Source organism: Breoghania sp., assembly GCF_963674635.1.
Taxonomy (GTDB): domain Bacteria; phylum Pseudomonadota; class Alphaproteobacteria; order Rhizobiales; family Stappiaceae; genus Breoghania.
Genome location: NZ_OY771475.1, coordinates 1,145,340 through 1,160,466, shown reverse-complemented (window position 1 = coordinate 1,160,466; position 15,127 = coordinate 1,145,340). Strand labels below are relative to the sequence as shown.

Annotated in this window: 15 protein-coding genes; 7 read left to right on the top strand and 8 right to left on the bottom strand. The window is 60.5% G+C overall.

Annotated features, from left to right (window positions below; all coding sequences use genetic code 11):
* Positions 1 to 60 precede the first annotated feature (60 nt).
* The 3 genes from hspQ to ABGM93_RS05180 form a co-directional block, all read right to left on the bottom strand.
* Complete coding sequence (hspQ, locus tag ABGM93_RS05190) at positions 61 to 396, bottom strand: heat shock protein HspQ (protein WP_321504015.1); 336 nt, start codon at positions 394 to 396, stop codon at positions 61 to 63.
* A gap of 154 nt (positions 397 to 550) precedes the next feature.
* Positions 551 to 1,591, bottom strand: a complete 1,041-nt coding sequence (locus ABGM93_RS05185; RefSeq protein ID WP_321504014.1) for a CoA ester lyase — start codon at positions 1,589 to 1,591, stop codon at positions 551 to 553.
* Positions 1,592 to 1,723: 132 nt separating this feature from the next.
* On the bottom strand, positions 1,724 to 2,662 hold the full coding sequence (locus ABGM93_RS05180; RefSeq protein WP_321504013.1) for a lauroyl acyltransferase: 939 nt from the start codon (positions 2,660 to 2,662) through the stop codon (positions 1,724 to 1,726).
* A 163-nt stretch (positions 2,663 to 2,825) separates the two neighbouring features.
* Here ABGM93_RS05180 and ABGM93_RS05175 point away from each other — a divergent pair, with 163 nt between their 5' ends.
* On the top strand, positions 2,826 to 3,776 hold the full coding sequence (locus ABGM93_RS05175) for an AEC family transporter (RefSeq protein WP_321504012.1): 951 nt from the start codon (positions 2,826 to 2,828) through the stop codon (positions 3,774 to 3,776).
* Between the two features lie 16 nt (positions 3,777 to 3,792).
* On the opposite strand, the gene ABGM93_RS05170 is transcribed toward ABGM93_RS05175, so the two are convergent.
* Complete coding sequence (locus ABGM93_RS05170) at positions 3,793 to 3,990, bottom strand: DUF2842 domain-containing protein (RefSeq protein ID WP_319773852.1); 198 nt, start codon at positions 3,988 to 3,990, stop codon at positions 3,793 to 3,795.
* Positions 3,991 to 4,178: 188 nt separating this feature from the next.
* Here ABGM93_RS05170 and ABGM93_RS05165 point away from each other — a divergent pair, with 188 nt between their 5' ends.
* On the top strand, positions 4,179 to 5,267 hold the full coding sequence (locus tag ABGM93_RS05165; RefSeq protein WP_321504011.1) for a COX15/CtaA family protein: 1,089 nt from the start codon (positions 4,179 to 4,181) through the stop codon (positions 5,265 to 5,267).
* A 148-nt stretch (positions 5,268 to 5,415) separates the two neighbouring features.
* Positions 5,416 to 6,768, top strand: a complete 1,353-nt coding sequence (locus tag ABGM93_RS05160; protein WP_321336763.1) for a globin-coupled sensor protein — start codon at positions 5,416 to 5,418, stop codon at positions 6,766 to 6,768.
* 120 nt (positions 6,769 to 6,888) lie between these two features.
* On the opposite strand, the gene ABGM93_RS05155 is transcribed toward ABGM93_RS05160, so the two are convergent.
* From ABGM93_RS05155 to ABGM93_RS05145, 3 genes are all read right to left on the bottom strand, one after another.
* Positions 6,889 to 8,169, bottom strand: coding sequence for an O-acetylhomoserine aminocarboxypropyltransferase (locus tag ABGM93_RS05155; protein WP_321504010.1), 1,281 nt, complete (start codon positions 8,167 to 8,169; stop codon positions 6,889 to 6,891).
* A 202-nt stretch (positions 8,170 to 8,371) separates the two neighbouring features.
* Positions 8,372 to 8,890: a CoA-binding protein gene (locus tag ABGM93_RS05150; RefSeq protein WP_321504009.1), complete on the bottom strand. Its 519-nt coding sequence runs from the start codon at positions 8,888 to 8,890 to the stop codon at positions 8,372 to 8,374.
* Positions 8,891 to 8,959: 69 nt separating this feature from the next.
* A complete protein-coding gene (locus ABGM93_RS05145; RefSeq protein WP_321504008.1) occupies positions 8,960 to 9,778 on the bottom strand; it encodes an enoyl-CoA hydratase in 819 nt (272 codons plus the stop codon).
* A gap of 133 nt (positions 9,779 to 9,911) precedes the next feature.
* Between ABGM93_RS05145 and ABGM93_RS05140 the strand changes: the two genes are divergently transcribed.
* Positions 9,912 to 10,337, top strand: coding sequence for a PaaI family thioesterase (locus ABGM93_RS05140; RefSeq protein WP_321505756.1), 426 nt, complete (start codon positions 9,912 to 9,914; stop codon positions 10,335 to 10,337).
* Between the two features lie 25 nt (positions 10,338 to 10,362).
* On the opposite strand, the gene ABGM93_RS05135 is transcribed toward ABGM93_RS05140, so the two are convergent.
* A complete protein-coding gene (locus tag ABGM93_RS05135) occupies positions 10,363 to 11,562 on the bottom strand; it encodes a UbiH/UbiF family hydroxylase (RefSeq protein WP_321504007.1) in 1,200 nt (399 codons plus the stop codon).
* A 505-nt stretch (positions 11,563 to 12,067) separates the two neighbouring features.
* Between ABGM93_RS05135 and ABGM93_RS05130 the strand changes: the two genes are divergently transcribed.
* The 3 genes from ABGM93_RS05130 (at position 12,068) to ABGM93_RS05120 (ending at position 15,113) form a co-directional block, all read left to right on the top strand.
* Entirely contained in the window at positions 12,068 to 12,814 is a 747-nt protein-coding gene (locus ABGM93_RS05130) for a phosphatidylcholine synthase (protein WP_321504006.1), read from the top strand.
* Between the two features lie 234 nt (positions 12,815 to 13,048).
* Positions 13,049 to 14,026 (top strand): quinone oxidoreductase, encoded by a 978-nt coding sequence (locus tag ABGM93_RS05125; RefSeq protein WP_321504005.1) that lies wholly within the window; start codon positions 13,049 to 13,051, stop codon positions 14,024 to 14,026.
* 91 nt (positions 14,027 to 14,117) lie between these two features.
* Entirely contained in the window at positions 14,118 to 15,113 is a 996-nt protein-coding gene (locus ABGM93_RS05120) for a LysR family transcriptional regulator (RefSeq protein WP_321504004.1), read from the top strand.
* Positions 15,114 to 15,127 lie beyond the last annotated feature (14 nt).

The following is a 15,127-nucleotide window of genomic DNA, read 5'->3' as shown; positions in this document are numbered from 1 at the left end:
ATGTGGATATGAAAAAGGCGGCCCCAGGGCCGCCTTTTTCAATTCTGATCGCGTGAACGCCTAATGGATCTCGACATCGCGGGCGTGATAGGTGCCGTCTTCGAGTTGTTCGAACAGCTCAAGAAGCTGAGGATGCCGGATCGGTTCGCCTGTATCGTCCGAAACGAGGTTCTGTTCCGAAACATAGGCGATGTACTCGTTCTCGTCGTTTTCCGCGAGAAGGTGGTAAAAGGGCTGATCCTTGTTCGGGCGGATGTCCTCCGGGATTGCCTCGTACCAGTCGTCGGAATTGTCGAAAATGGGATCGACATCGAAGACCACGCCCCGAAACGGGTATACCCGGTGGCGAACGACCTGGCCGATCCTGTATTTGGCCGATCGGATCTTCTCAATCAATTCCGTTTCTCCATGCGTCAAAGGGCGCCCGGACGCTCAACTTCGCAAGCATCCGCCACCCCGGATAATCCAGTCCGCTACGGGGCCCTTAAAGCCACGCGCGTTGATGGGAGTCAACCCGCCCGGTTGGCGGGCTGACCTTTAATTGAACGCCTTAAAGGCCATAAAGTTCGGCCATGGCGGCATCTTTTTCAGCCACACGGCGCGCCAGATCGACAATTACCGAAGCCTGTTTCCAGGTGGCGTCATCCTGCATCTTGCCGTCGATCATCACCGCGCCCGTTCCATCGGGCATGGCATCGAGGATCTTCTTGGCAAAGGCGACCTCGTCGGGATCGGGTGAGAAAACCCGTTTGGCGATGTCGATCTGCGAGGGGTGAAGCGACCAGGCGCCGACGCAGCCCATAAGGAAGGCGTTGCGAAACTGGGCCTCACAAGCCGCGGCATCGGAGAAATCGCCAAAGGGGCCGTAAAAGGCGCGAATATCGGCGGCCATGCAGGCATCGACCATCTTTGCCACCGTGTAGTGCCAAAGATCCTGCTGAAAGGCGGTGCGCGGCTGATCCCCCTGACCGTCCGCAAGCACCGCGTAGTCGGGGTGGCCCCCTCCGACGCGGGTTGTTTTCATGCCGCGTGAGGCGGCGAGATCGGCCGGGCCAAGGCTCATGCCGTGCATGCGCGGTGACGCGGTGGCGATCGCCTCCACGTTCTTCACGCCCTCCGCCGTCTCAAGGATCGCATGGATCAGGATCGGCTTCGTCAGCCCGTTGCGCGCTTCGAGCTGTGCCAGAAGCTGGTCGACATAATGAATGTCCCATGGGCCTTCGACCTTGGGCAGCATCAGGACGTCAAGCTTGTCACCAACGGCGGGAACGATCTCCAGGAGATCATCGAGGAACCACGGGCTGTTGAGGCAATTGACGCGCGTCCACAACCCGGTGGAACCGAAATCATTCTCCTGCGCCATGGCTATGAAGCCCTTGCGGGCGTCGATCTTTGCGTCGGCAGGGATCGCATCTTCCAGATTTCCCAGGATCACATCGACCTTGGAAATGAGGTCCGGCACCTTGGCGCGCATCTTCTCCACATGCGGCGGCACGAAATGGATCATGCGCTCCAGCGTGACGGGAAGCTCGCGATAGGGAGCGGGGGCGCCGATGGCCAGTGGCTGATAGAAGGCGCGCGGTGTTTTCATGAGTGTTCCCCCCAAAGGACTTGATCATTGGCCAAATGGTATAGCGCCTTTTGTGCAGAGCACAAATGCCTCGAAAGGAGAGGTGGCGCGACGGCCATGAGGTGGGGGCAGGCGTAACAGCGCGGCTCGCACTTATGGCGTGCGTGACGTCACGTTGAGCTTTTTCTTTCGCTTGGACTTCTTGTCGGCCCACTTGCGATGGATCCACATCCATTGTTCAGGATATTCCCGGATCCAGCGTTCGAACTGTGCGTGAACGCGGGCGGTGCCTTCCTGAATGTCGGAATGCCTGTCACCGTCGCGCGGAATGTCGAGGGTCTTGGCTTCGATGTGGAAATTCACCCCCTCGCGTCTGATGGTGCGACACACGAGCAGCGGTACTCCATAGGTCCGCGCAACCATGACGGGGAAGGGGGTCGCCCATGCCGGTTGCCCAAAGAAAGGCACTTGGACCCCGCGCACGTCACGTTGATCCGCGAGAAAGGCGATCGCGCCGCCGTCGCGCACATGCTGGACGAGCTTGCGCGCGGTGCTGTGGCTCTTGGGATAAAGGCCTGCCGGATAGAAGAGGTGGCGCAAGCCGGCGAGGTAGCGGTCGGCAAAGGGGTTCTTGAGCGCCTGATAGACAGCCGCCGTCTCAAGTCCCACATCCGCGGCGGGTTGTGCGACCAGCTCCCAGTTGCCCGTATGAAGTGAGACCAGAACGCAGGCACCGCTGTTTTGGGACGCGCAATTGCGCGCATCTTCCACGTCGAGCGTGTAGCGGTGCCGGTCGCGATAAAGCCGGTCGAGCTGGAAGGATTCCGCCGCTACACGGCCAAGGTTTGCCCACATGGCGCGCGCGATGCGCTCGCGCTCCTCCGGAGGCATGTCGGGAAAGGCGAGTGCAAGGTTCTCCAGCGCATGCGCATGGCGTTTCGTCAACGGGGCGATCAACCGCCATGTCGCGCCCATGAAGCGGGAGGCGAGCTCCAGTGGCAATGCCCGCATGACGCCCGCGACCGCTCGCAATACCGCATATTCGCAGGCGTAGCGCAGTTTCATGAAAGCGGAGAGGTTCTGGTTCGACATGTCACTCGGAATCCGGCCTGTTCTCTTGCAGGCCTCTTGAACAATTGACCTTACGGCACGAACCCGTTAGGCAAAAATTGGATTACCCAACCCCGCCCGGTGAGGCAACCGGCGTTCTTGCAAGGGACGAAAACGTCCCAAATCTACCGGAAAAGTTGTACGCATGCAGGAAGTCATTTCTCTCGCCCTGCCGTTCTTCGGGCTTATCTTTCTCGGTTATGTCTCGGGCAAGATTCGGTCGATTCCCGCGGAGGGGCTCGATTGGATGAACTTCTTCATTCTCTATCTTGCCCTGCCGGCGCTGTTTTTCCAGCTGCTGGCCAAGACGCCGATCGAAGAACTGGCAAATCTCGCCTTCGTTGCGACGACCACCTTTTCCACCTATTGCGTCTTCGCGCTCGCCTTTTGTTTCGGCATCCTGAAGACGGGCCGCATCGCAGAGGCGACCATCCAGGGCATGGCCGGGGCCTATTCCAATATCGGATATATGGGGCCGGGCATCACGCTCGCCACGCTCGGTGCGGCGGCAGCGGTGCCAACCGCACTCATTTTCTGTTTCGACAACATCCTGCTCTTCACCCTGTTGCCGATGATGATGGCCTTGGGGGGGAACGAGAAAGTAGGGTTTCGCAAGGCCGCTTTCGGCGTCGCGCGGCAGATCCTGACGCACCCTTTCATTGTCTCCACCATCTTGGGGGTGGGGGCCGCGGCCATCGGGTTCAAGGCACCCGCCGCACTCGATACGCTTTTGACGTTCCTGAGGTCCGCAGCCGCGCCCTGCGCGCTTTTTGCGCTGGGTGTGACCGTCGCAATTCGTCCAATGGGGCGCATCCCCGGCGAGTTGCCGATCCTGCTTTTCATCAAGCTGATCGTGCATCCGCTTTTGGTGCTGTTTTTGCTGAACTGGATTGGGGGCTTCTCGCCGCTCTGGGTCGCGACGGCGGTGCTCATGGCGTGTCTGCCGCCTGCGGCGAATGTCTTCGTCATGGCGACGGCGTACCAGACCTATGTCCAGCGCGCCTCGGCAATCGTGCTTCTCGGCACGCTTGCCTCTGTCGTGACGGTGACGGCATTCCTCTATGCAATCACCAACAACATCCTGCCAGGCATGTGAAGCCTGTTGAGGCAGGTCAGCTTCGATACATCCACCAGATGAGCGCACCGGCAGGGATCGTCCACAAGACGCCCGCAACAAGGAAATAAGCGATGCGGATCCAGTGGTTGGCATCTTGCAGCGTCATGTCGCCAATGACGGCTGCAAAGAACGCGTAGACAAGCACGAATACGACCAGAACAACGGTTCCGAACAGGCGTTTTAGCGGCGGCATCGAGGCTTCCCAGGATAATTGGCTGGCAGGGACAGGTCCCTGCGGGATGTACTAACCGGCTTGCGGGCGAAAAGTCGAGCCCCAACGTCAACTTGCCTTGCCCCCGGACACCGATCGCGCTACTTCCCTCGCTGAGGATGACAGTCCCGTCGGGAGCGGGGCTTCGCGGGAGAGGACAAGCCGGATCGATGAGTGCTGAGACCATCTTGAGCGTGGGCGCATCGGACGTATCTGCCAGAAACGGACGCAAATGGGTGCGGATCTGGCTTTATTTCATCGTTGCGCTGGTCTTCGCCATGGTGATGCTCGGCGGGGCGACGCGGCTTACCGATTCCGGGCTTTCGATCACCGAATGGAAGCCTATCCACGGCGTGGTCCCTCCTCTCAGCGACGCTGACTGGCAGGACGAGTTCAGCAAATACCAGCAGTCATCGGAATACCAGAAGGTCAACAAGGGCATGAGCCTGGATGCCTTCAAGCGTATCTTCTGGTGGGAGTGGGCGCACCGCTTTCTGGGGCGCTTCGTCGGCGTGGCCTTCTTCGTTCCGCTGGTGTTTTTCTGGGTATCGGGCAGGCTGGACAGCTGGACCAAACCACGCGTTGTCGCCCTGTTCCTGATGGGCGGGTTTCAGGGCGCCGTTGGCTGGTGGATGGTGGCCTCTGGCCTCGTTAACCGGGTCGACGTGGCGCAAGAGCGCCTCGCGGTTCACCTGACGATCGCCTGCGGGATTCTCGCGTACGCTTTGTGGCTGGCACAGCGGTTGAAACCCGCGAGGGGGGCTGGGGCCGATCTCATCCGGCCCGCAGAGGGGCGAGGGCGCGCGCTCACGCTTGTCGCGCTGGCACTTGCGCAGATTTTCCTCGGCGGGCTTGTTGCGGGCCTTCATGCCGGGCTCACCTACAATACATGGCCCCTTATGGATGGCGATTTCATCCCGTCCGGCCTGCTCATGCTTGAGCCGGCATGGTGGAACTTCGTCGACAACGTCACAACCGTGCAGTTCCAGCACCGTTGCGGGGCCTATTTCCTTCTGGCTTTTGCGCTTTGGCACTGGTGGCGCCTGCGGGCAACCGGCGCGCCCTCTCGTCTAGTCAGGGGCGCCGCGCATTCCGTTGGCGCGGTTCTGGTTCAGGCTGGGCTCGGCATCGCGACCCTGCTGCTCGTTGTGCCGTTTTCACTGGCGCTCACGCATCAGGCCTTTGCGGTGATGATGCTGATGGCGCTGGTGATCCACGCCGCGAGCTTTTTTCCGCCGCGTCCCGTAACGGCCAACTGATCCCGTCCTCAACGGCATGCCGTAGCGCTCACCTGCGCGCTGTCGGAGAGATTGTGTCTGCCGATACCTAATTTTAACAAGATGTTTAATTACTAGTACGTACAAGAAACAATCTGAAAAATCTGTACCGCTGGGAGGTGGGGAGAGCATGCTGGACTTGAACAGCGAATCCGGAGCAAGAGACCTCAAAGTCCGACTGGATTTTGCATCTTTCGGGGAAAAGGACCGAACGGCTCTGCGGAACCTCTGGCCGGTTCTGGAACCCCGGTTACCCGAAATCCTTGATCGCTTCTATGCGCACCTTGCAAGGTTCGAAGAGACGCGATCCTTGATCAAGGTGAGCGTGAAGGGGCTGAAGTCAGCCCAGATGGAACACTGGAAACTTCTGTTTTTGAACGGTTTCGGTCCCGAACACCTTGCCAGCATCAAGCGTGTGGGCACCGCGCATTTCAAGATCGGCATGGAACCGCGCTGGTATATCGCGGGCTATCAACGCGTCTTGACCGAACTCGTCACGGTGATTTCTTCCTTCTCCCGTTTCCGCAGCGCCCGGCTCATAGCCGCCAATGAGGCTGTCGTGCGGGCCGTCATGCTGGACCAGGAATTGTCGCTGACGGTCTACGAAAAACTGAATTACGAAGCGCGCCAGAACCGGCTCGCCCGTCGGGAAGAAGCCATTCTCGCTCTGGAAGGCGTCACGGACATCTCGCTTTCGCGTATCGGTTCCGTCATGCAGACAATGCACGAGATCGCGACCAGTCTCGATGCGGTGTCGGGCGAAACCAAGGCCATGGCGGATACGGTCGGCGCGGACCTGGAACAAGCGAGCCAAGGGGTGAATGCAAGTGCGCGGGCGTCCGATTCTGTGACCAAAGCGATCGCAGCCATCCAGGATCAGTCGGGCAAGGCCACGGATCTGGCTGGCGAAAGCCATTCGCGCGCAACCGCCACAAGTTCGACGGTTGGCGAACTGGCACAAGCCGCGGACCGGATAGGCTCTGTCCTGTCGCTTATCAATGATATCGCCGCTCAAACAAGCCTTCTCGCACTCAACGCGACGATCGAAGCAGCGCGCGCGGGGGAGGCGGGGCGAGGATTTGCGGTTGTCGCGGTGGAGGTCAAGAAACTGGCCGAGCAGACCGCAAACGCGACTGACGAGATCGCCGGTCAGATTGACGCCATCCAAAAGGCAACCGCCCGCACGGTCGAGGAGATCGAGGGAATCGTGAATTCCACCAGCGAGATAACGGATATCTCTGCCGAGATCAGTGCATCCATTGCAGGCAACATGTCGGCCGTCAGTGACATATCCAACAGCATGCAGATGACGGCGATGGCGACAGACGGGGTTGCACGCAACCTGTCGGAGCTGCGCAGCGTGGCGGGCGATACGATGGAGGTGAGTGAACGGGTCGGCTCCGCCGTGGGGACCATCGGCGGTGAAGTGGATACCCTGCGCAAGGAAATCGGGGTGTTCTTCGATCGAATTCGGGCCGCCTGAGACGACGGCTTGGCCCTGTGCGGGCCTTGAGGATGTCTGGATATCGGGGGATACAGACATCCTGGACCGGCGCAGCGCCAGCGGGCGCGCGCCGGTCCTTTCATATCAAGTGGCAGATCGTCAGGCGGAAAGCGCCTGATCCAGATCGCCGATGATATCCTCGATATCTTCCAGGCCAATGGAAAGCCGAACGACGTCCGGCCCCGCTCCAGCGGCGACCTTCTGCTCGTCGGTCAACTGCCGGTGGGTGGTGGAGGCCGGATGAATGACCAGCGAGCGCGTGTCACCGATATTCGCCAGATGTGAGAAGAGCTGGAGATTGGAGACAAAGGCGACGCCCGCGTCATAGCCGCCCTTGATGCCGAAGGTCAGGACCGCTCCGCCGCCGCGCGGAGAATACTTCTTCATCAGCTCATGACTGGGGCTGCTTTCAAGCCCGGCATAGGAAACCCAGCTCACCGCCGGATGCTGCTCCAGCCAGCGCGCAACCGCCAGCGCATTGTCGCAATGGCGCTGCATGCGCAGTGGCAGGGTTTCGATGCCCGTCAGCAGCATGAAGGCGTTGAACGGCGAGATGGCGGGCCCGAGATCGCGCAGCGACAGGGTGCGCATGGCAATGGCGAAGGCGAAATTGCCGAAGGTCTCGTGCAGCACCATGTTCTGATACTCAGGGCGCGGCTTGGACAGGAATGGGTAGCGATCGTCTGCAGACCAGTCGAAAGTGCCCGCATCCACGATGACGCCGCCCATGGAATTGCCGTGGCCGCCCATGAACTTCGTCAGCGAGTGCAGGACGATATCCGCGCCATGATCGATGGGACGGCACAGATAGGGAGAGGCCAGCGTGTTGTCGACGATCAGCGGCACATGGGCCTTTTTCGCGATCTCGGCAATGGCTGCAATGTCCGTGACGATGCCGCCCGGATTCGCAATCGACTCGATGTAAATCGCCTTGGTGCGCGGGGTAATTGCCGCCTCAAAGGTGGAGAGATCGTCCGTGTCCGCCCACTTCACCTTCCAGCCGAAGCTCTCGAAGGAATGGTTGAATTGGTTGATGGAGCCGCCATAGAGCTTGCGAGAGGCGATGAATTCGTCACCCGGCGTCATCAGCCCGTGGAAGGTGAGAAGCTGGGCCGCATGACCGGAGGCAACCGCCAGAGCTGCCGTGCCGCCTTCCAATGCCGCAACGCGCTCCTCCAGCACCGCCGTCGTCGGGTTCGTGATCCGGGTGTAAATATTGCCGAATGCCTGAAGGCCGAACAGCGACGCAGCGTGATCCGCATCATCAAAGACGTAAGACGTTGTCTGGTAGATCGGCGTGGTGCGCGCGCCCGTGGCAGGGTCCGGCTGCGCTCCGGCGTGGATGGAGAGCGTCGAAAAACCGGGTGTTTTGTCGGTCATGTAGCTTGGTTCCCTCTGAAGTCTTCCTTGTGTCGCGATGCGCGGCCAGATTTTTACCGTCCATTGCGCGCATCGCGTGAAAATCGCGTCGGCACTATTGTGGGCTTGCAGAACAAAAATCAAAGCATGGCGTTCTAGCAGCGCGCGAAGTCACGCCATGTCATGCTCTGGAACGACGCGAAGTGAGATCTGCGGCCCCGTTCTAACGCCGCAAGCCGCGATGCTGAAAACCGCTGCGCAAGACCGGACGTTTGGAAGAGATCGTGCGGGAGTTGACCCCCGTCCAGCCGATCTCTCCGGAAAGTCTGCCATATTCGATCTTCGGGCAGCGATTCATGATGACCTGCAAGCCAGCGGCCTCAGCGCGCGCAGCAGCCTCCTCATGCACCACACCCAGTTGCATCCAGATAACGCCGGGCAGGGGCGTTAAACGCAGGGCTTCGTCAACTATTCCTGGAACGGCGTCGGATGCACGGAAGATGTCCACCATGTCGATGGGTTCCGGCACTTCGCTGAGCGAGGCGAAACACGGGCGATCGAGGATCGTCTTGCCAGCCTGGCCCGGGTTCACCGGATAAACGGTGTAGCCCTTGTCGATCATGTATTTCTGGACGAAATAACTCGGCCGGACAGGGTTTGCGCTGGCACCGATGACAGCGATGGTCTTGACGTCCTCCAGAACGGAGCGGATCAGGGAATCTGGATATTGATCGTGGGGCAAAAGACGGTCCTTACGAAGCGGATGGGGCTGCTTTATCGATGAGGGGCGGTGCGAAGCCGTGAACGCGGTTCAGCGGCCCTCCCAGTCCGGCGCGCGCTTTTCAAGAAACGCCCCAATGCCTTCCTCAGCATCGCGCACCAGCATGTTCTCCACCATCACGTCGGCGCAGTAGCTGTAGGCATCCTCCAGCGACATCTCTGACTGCTTGTAGAAAGCTTCCTTGCCGATCTTCAGCGTCAGGGGGGACTTGGATGCGATGACCGATGCGTATTTCATCACCACCGTGTCGAGATACTCGCTCGGCACGATCCGGTTGATGAGCCCGAATTCGCGTGCAGCCGATGCATCGATGCTCTCGCCCGTCAGGAGCATTTCCATGGCTTGCTTGCGCCCGACATTGCGCGACAGCGCCACCATCGGGGTGGAGCAGAACAGCCCGATATTCACGCCCGGTGTGCAGAAGGTCGCCCGGTCGGTCGCGATGGCGAGGTCGCAGGAGGCGACCAGTTGGCAGCCCGCCGCCGTTGCAACGCCCGCGACAGCGGCGATCACTGGCTTGGGGAGATTCACGATCTGCTGCATCAGCGACGAGCAACGGCCCATGATGTCGGTGAAATAGGCGCGCCCGCGATCCGGATCCGAGCGATGCGCCGTGAGTTCTTTCAGGTCGTGACCCGCACAGAAAACCTTGCCCGGCACCGCATCGATCACGACCACGCGCACCGCCGGGTCCTTGGCAGCATCGCCCAGCGCGGTTGAAAGCGCCGCCATCATTTCTTCGGACAGCGCGTTCATGCGCTCGGGCTTGTTCAGCGTAAGACGCAGAATTCCGTCCTTGAGGTCGGAAAGGAGCGGGGCGTGGGAAAGGTGTGTATCGGCTTCAGCCATTCAGGGTCTCCTCGCGAGTATCGCGCCCCTTATAACGCATTGTGTCGTGCTCGCCGATATCACGGCTTGCGGAATCTGCCGTAACGGTCTCCCATGTATGAAAATGACGATGCGAGGTCTTTGGGAGGGATTGATGGGCACCGTGATGACGCGCGAGGAAGTCGTGCGCTTTCTCGACACCGAGTTTCCGGAAATCAATTACGACGGGCCGATCTACAAGCTTGATCATGTGGGCGAGAATGAAGTGGTGGTGCGGCTGAGCGCGGGCGCGCGCCACCTGCGTCCCGGAGGTACCGTTTCAGGTCCCAGCATGATGGCTCTGGCGGATCTCGCCGCCTACACGGTGATCCTCGCGCATATCGGTCCGATCGCGCTTGCCGTGACAACCAATCTCAATATCAACTTCCTGCGAAAGCCCGCGCCCGGCGACCTGTTGGCCACTTGTCATTTGCTGAAGCTGGGAAAGCGGCTGGCCGTCACCGAATGCACGATCACCTCGGAGGGCGACGATGAGATCGTCGCCCATGCGACTGCGACTTACTCCATTCCGCCGCGATAAGGCGGCGGACAAGGAGGCAGGCGACCTATTGCGCGTTGCCCGCATGACGGAAGGCCGGCGCAACGCCCTCGCGCATGAGGCGTCGCCTGAACGGCCCGACCTTGCCCGCGAGATAGAGCCCGAAACACCGGGCTGCCTGTACGGGCAGGAAGTCGGTGAGCAAGGTCCGGTTCAAGGCATCCACGCCAAAGATGCGTGTATCGATATCGCCGCGCCGGGCCTTCGCGTAGCTGTCGAGCATTGCGGAAGAGCCGATATCGGATCCGTAGTTCCGTGCATGTTCGCAAGCCTCCCCGAGGGAGGCGACATCGCGAAGTGAAAGGTTCAGTCCTTGCGCGCCGATTGGCGGAAAGACATGCGCGGCTTCACCGATCAACGCGATCCTGTTTGCGCCCACCGTTTTGGCCTTCATGCCGGAGAGCGGAAAGGTGTGGCGCGGGCCGTCGACCTTCATGGATCCGAGGATGAAATGGGCCATGCGCTCTGCTTCGCGGGCGAATGCCTCATCGTCGAGCCCCTGGATACGGTCCATCTCAGCCGGCTCGCCGACCCACACAAGGCTTGATCGGTTGCCCTTGAGCGGGACGAGCGTGAAAGGCCCATAAGGGGTATGGAACTCGGTGGAGGCGTCGTCATGCGGCTTGCTATGCGCCAGATTGGTGACGAGTGCGGTCTGTGGATATTTCCAGCGGCTGACGGAAATGCCCGCCGCCTCCCGGGCCGGAGAGTTGCGCCCGTCACTGGCGGCCAGCAGTTTCGCGCGAACGGGCTCTGCTCGCCCCTCCACGACGATCTCGACATAGTCTTCCATCGGACGAATCTCTGTCGCGAACGCTTCGATGCGTTCAACGGAGGTCTCACCAAGAGCCTTTTCCAAAACGACATTAAGATCCTTGTTCAAGACATTGTACCCGAAGGCCTCAAGCTTGATCTCCGTGCTGTTGAAAAGGGTCTCTGGCGCACGGAAAAGTCGCCCCGTGGCGTCCACAAGCCGCATCCGGCGCAAGGGGGCGGCCTGCGGGCGGATCTGATCCCAGATGCCGATATCGCCGAGAATGCCGACGGAAACTTCCAAGAGCGCGGTCGTGCGCGGGTCGTCCTTGGCTCTGGGGCCGATCAATGTCGTCTTGAACCCGCGAGAGGACAGCAGCAGCGCAGCGACCATGCCGGACGGTCCCGAACCCACAACCGCAATGTCCACAGTGTCAGGTGCTGACTGGCTCATCGTGTCATGTCCTTTCCGACCCGAAGCAAAGAAGGCGCGACCTCGCAATGTCGGGTTCGAGGTTAGGCGCGCGAATTTCGAAAAGCCTTAGGCCAGCCGGAGGCGTCTCACAAGCGTGACTTGCGAATGGACCATGGCATCTCCGACTCACGGCTCGTAAGCGCAAATGGCGCACATCGTTGGCACCCTCGTGTCGGCCAGAATGGGGGCAAATGCGCATTTTCCGCGAAAATTCCCAATAAGGTGGCGCAAAACCGCTTTGACCCTTCATGTTTTGATCGACTATAGCGCTCAGCAATGCCAAGAGTGAGTTTAGCGCAGATGGTCTATCCTGACCGTCAGGTTCCGGCGTCGTTCTCGCAGGCTTTTGACCGTATATGGGCATATTCGGGAAAGAGACCAGCAGAGCGACAGCCCCAACAACACTGAAATGAACGCGTCCTTGCCGCCGGTAGGCCGGCAGCGCCAATCGGCAAAGGGCGAACTATCCCGGAAAGCATGTGAAATGGCCACGCAGCCGAGCGATGATTCCGCCGCCGGAGTAAACAAGTCCACGTGGATGGCCTTTGCCGTTCATATCCTGACTGCATCCGGCGCCCTCTGGGCTTTGCTGGCAATGGTTGCCGCTGCCGATGGGGACTGGCCGCTGATGTTTGCGTGGCTCGGCGTTGCACTGGTTGTCGACGGCATCGATGGGCCGCTTGCGCGCGCCGCCCACGTCACCGAAAGGCTGCCGACCTGGTCCGGAGCCGCGCTTGATTTCGTCATCGATTACGCAACCTATGTGTTGCTCCCCGCCTTTGCCATCGCGACGGCAGGCTTGCTGGACACCCCTTTCAACCTGATCGCCGCCGGTCTGGTGGTGGTCTCCGGCGCGCTCTATTTTGCCTATGAGGGCATGAAGCTGCCGGATAACTGCTTCCGCGGCTTTCCGGTCACGTGGAACATGCTGGTCTTCGTGATCTTCGCTTTTCCCGGCCTTCAGGACTACACGTTGGCAATCGTCATCGTGTTTGTCGCGCTCACCTTCGCTCCGGTGCGGTTCGTGCATCCGGTGCGCGTTCGCCGCCTTCGACCCCTGACCTTGGTGGCTGCCATCGCCTGGCTCGTCTGCGCCTTCATCGCCGCGCGCAACGACATGATCGCGGATGGTGTCGCGGGTGTCGGACTTGCGGTTTCAAGCATCTATCTGCTTGTCATCGGCGCACTGTTTCAGCTTGCCGATCGCCTGATGGCGCGTGGCGGGAACTAAGCTTTCTTGGCTTCCCCGTCGCCGGCCAGGAAAGTTCCCTTGCGTCTTTTGTGGCGCCGATCTCTCTTCCTGACTTGAGATTTTTACCTGTGCGCGGTTACATCGGGGCACGGGTGAAACTGCGTCGCCGCGCCCACCAGGCCGCCCGCAACCGCCAGAACGGGCGGGTGATGCGCCTGCCCGGTCCCGGGTACGGCTTTCCAGGTGTAGGGTCGGGACGAGAGGGAGCAGAAAATGGTTCGAGCCATTCGCGTTTATGAAACCGGTGGGCCGGAAGTGATGCGATTCGAGGATGTCGAGATCGCCGATCCCGGCAAGGGCGAGGCCCGCATTCGCCACGACGCGATCGGCATGAATTACATCGACACCTATTTCCGCTCAGGTCTCTATCCCGCGCCCGCGGGATTGCCGATGACGCCGGGACACGAAGGGGCGGGGATCGTCGTGTCTGTAGGGGCGGGGGTCACTGAAGTGGCACCGGGAGACCGGGTCGCCTATGTCGGGCCGCTCGGCTCCTATGCGGAGGAGCGCCTTGTTCCCGCAGACCGTCTTGTGAAGCTTCCCGACAGCATCGATTCCCGAACGGCCGCCAGCATGATGCTCAAAGGCATGACGGCGAGTTATCTGCTCCAGCGCACCTTCAAGGTGGGGCCCGGTACGACGCTTCTGTTCCATGCCGCCGCAGGGGGCGTCGGTCTGATCGCGGGGCAGTGGGCAAGACACCTGGGCGCAACGGTCATCGGCACCGTCGGGTCCGCGGCAAAGGCGGAATTGGCGAAGGCCAATGGCTACGACCATGTCATCAATTATCGCGAAGAGAACTTCGTGGCGCGCGTGGCCGAGATCACGGGCGGCGAGAAATGCGATGTGGTCTATGATTCCGTCGGCAACGACACCTATCCCGGCTCGCTCGATTGCCTGAAGCCGCTGGGCCTGTGGGCCTCCTTTGGGCAGTCATCTGGGCCGATCGCGGATTTCAATTTCGGGCTTCTGGCGCAAAAGGGCTCGCTTTTCGCGACGCGTCCCACGCTGTTCACCTATGTCGCCAAGCGTGAGGATCTGGAACGCACCGCTGCGGCCCTTTTCGAGGTCGTCGGCAGCGGAGCGGTCAAGATTTCTATAAATCAGGAATATGCGCTTTCCGATGTGGTGACGGCGCATCAGGATCTGGAAGGGCGTCGCACGACCGGCACGACCATTCTCCTGCCCTGATCCGGGCTTGAGGCTTACGACCGTAGGGGCATTGCCGGTCGTTCGGAAGCCAATGCGATGAAAGCTCACGCTGCCGAGGAAGGCGGGGCCTGTGAAGCCGCGTCGCGACGAAGCGTTCTCGTTGGGCGATCGGTCGTCGGGGGTATGCTCGGGGGAGGACGTTCTGGATCGCACGCGCTATCTCTATGGGCCGACCATGCGCTATTTCGAGGCGGTTGCACGTGCTGGCTCCGTACGCGGTGCCGCGCGCGAGCTGAATGTTGCCTCCTCTGCTGTCAACCGGCAGATCCTGTCACTGGAGGACGCGCTGGGTGTCAGCCTGTTCGAGCGCGTCGGACGCGGTCTTCGGCTGTCCCATGCCGGGGAGATCATGCTCGCGCATGTCCGTCGCACGCTTGGCGATTATGCCGCCACTTTCTCCGAACTCGATGCGCTGAAGGGCTTGCGGCGCGGCATCGTCCGCATCGCAAGCGTCGAGAGCTTCAGCGAAGTGATCCTGCCGCAACTCGTGCGGTCTTTTCGTAATGACTTCAAGGGTATAAGTGTGGAGGTCATTGTCAGTGGGTCCGACGAGGTGTCGTCAATCGTCTCGCAAGGGTCGGTGGATATCGGTTTCACATATGAACCGCCGGAGATGGACCGGCTTCAGATCAGTTTCCGACGGGACATGCCGATTGGCTGCATCATGCATCCGGACCACCAATTGAGTAAGCGCGAGAGCCTGACGCTGGGCGATTGTCTGGCTTATCCGGTGGCATTGCCGCGTTCGGGCCTTTCCTTGCGTGCCCGCCTCGACGCAACCATGCGCGGCTGCGATTATCCCCAAGGGTCCCACGTGGAATCGAATTCCCTGAGCTTTATGAAGGCGCTTGCACGAAGTGGGGAATATGTCGCCTTTCAAACAAGGTTAGGAGTGGAACAGGAACTCGCCGAAGGCACACTCGTCTTCCGAGACCTGACGGATGAACCGCTGAAACGCGACCGTTTTGCAGTTGTCACTTCCAATCATCGCGGGCTGGCCCTGGCACCGGCTATGTTTTTCGATCACGCAGTGGAAATGCTAAAGAAGCAGATCAGGGACGAGTGATGCCGTTTCGGCAG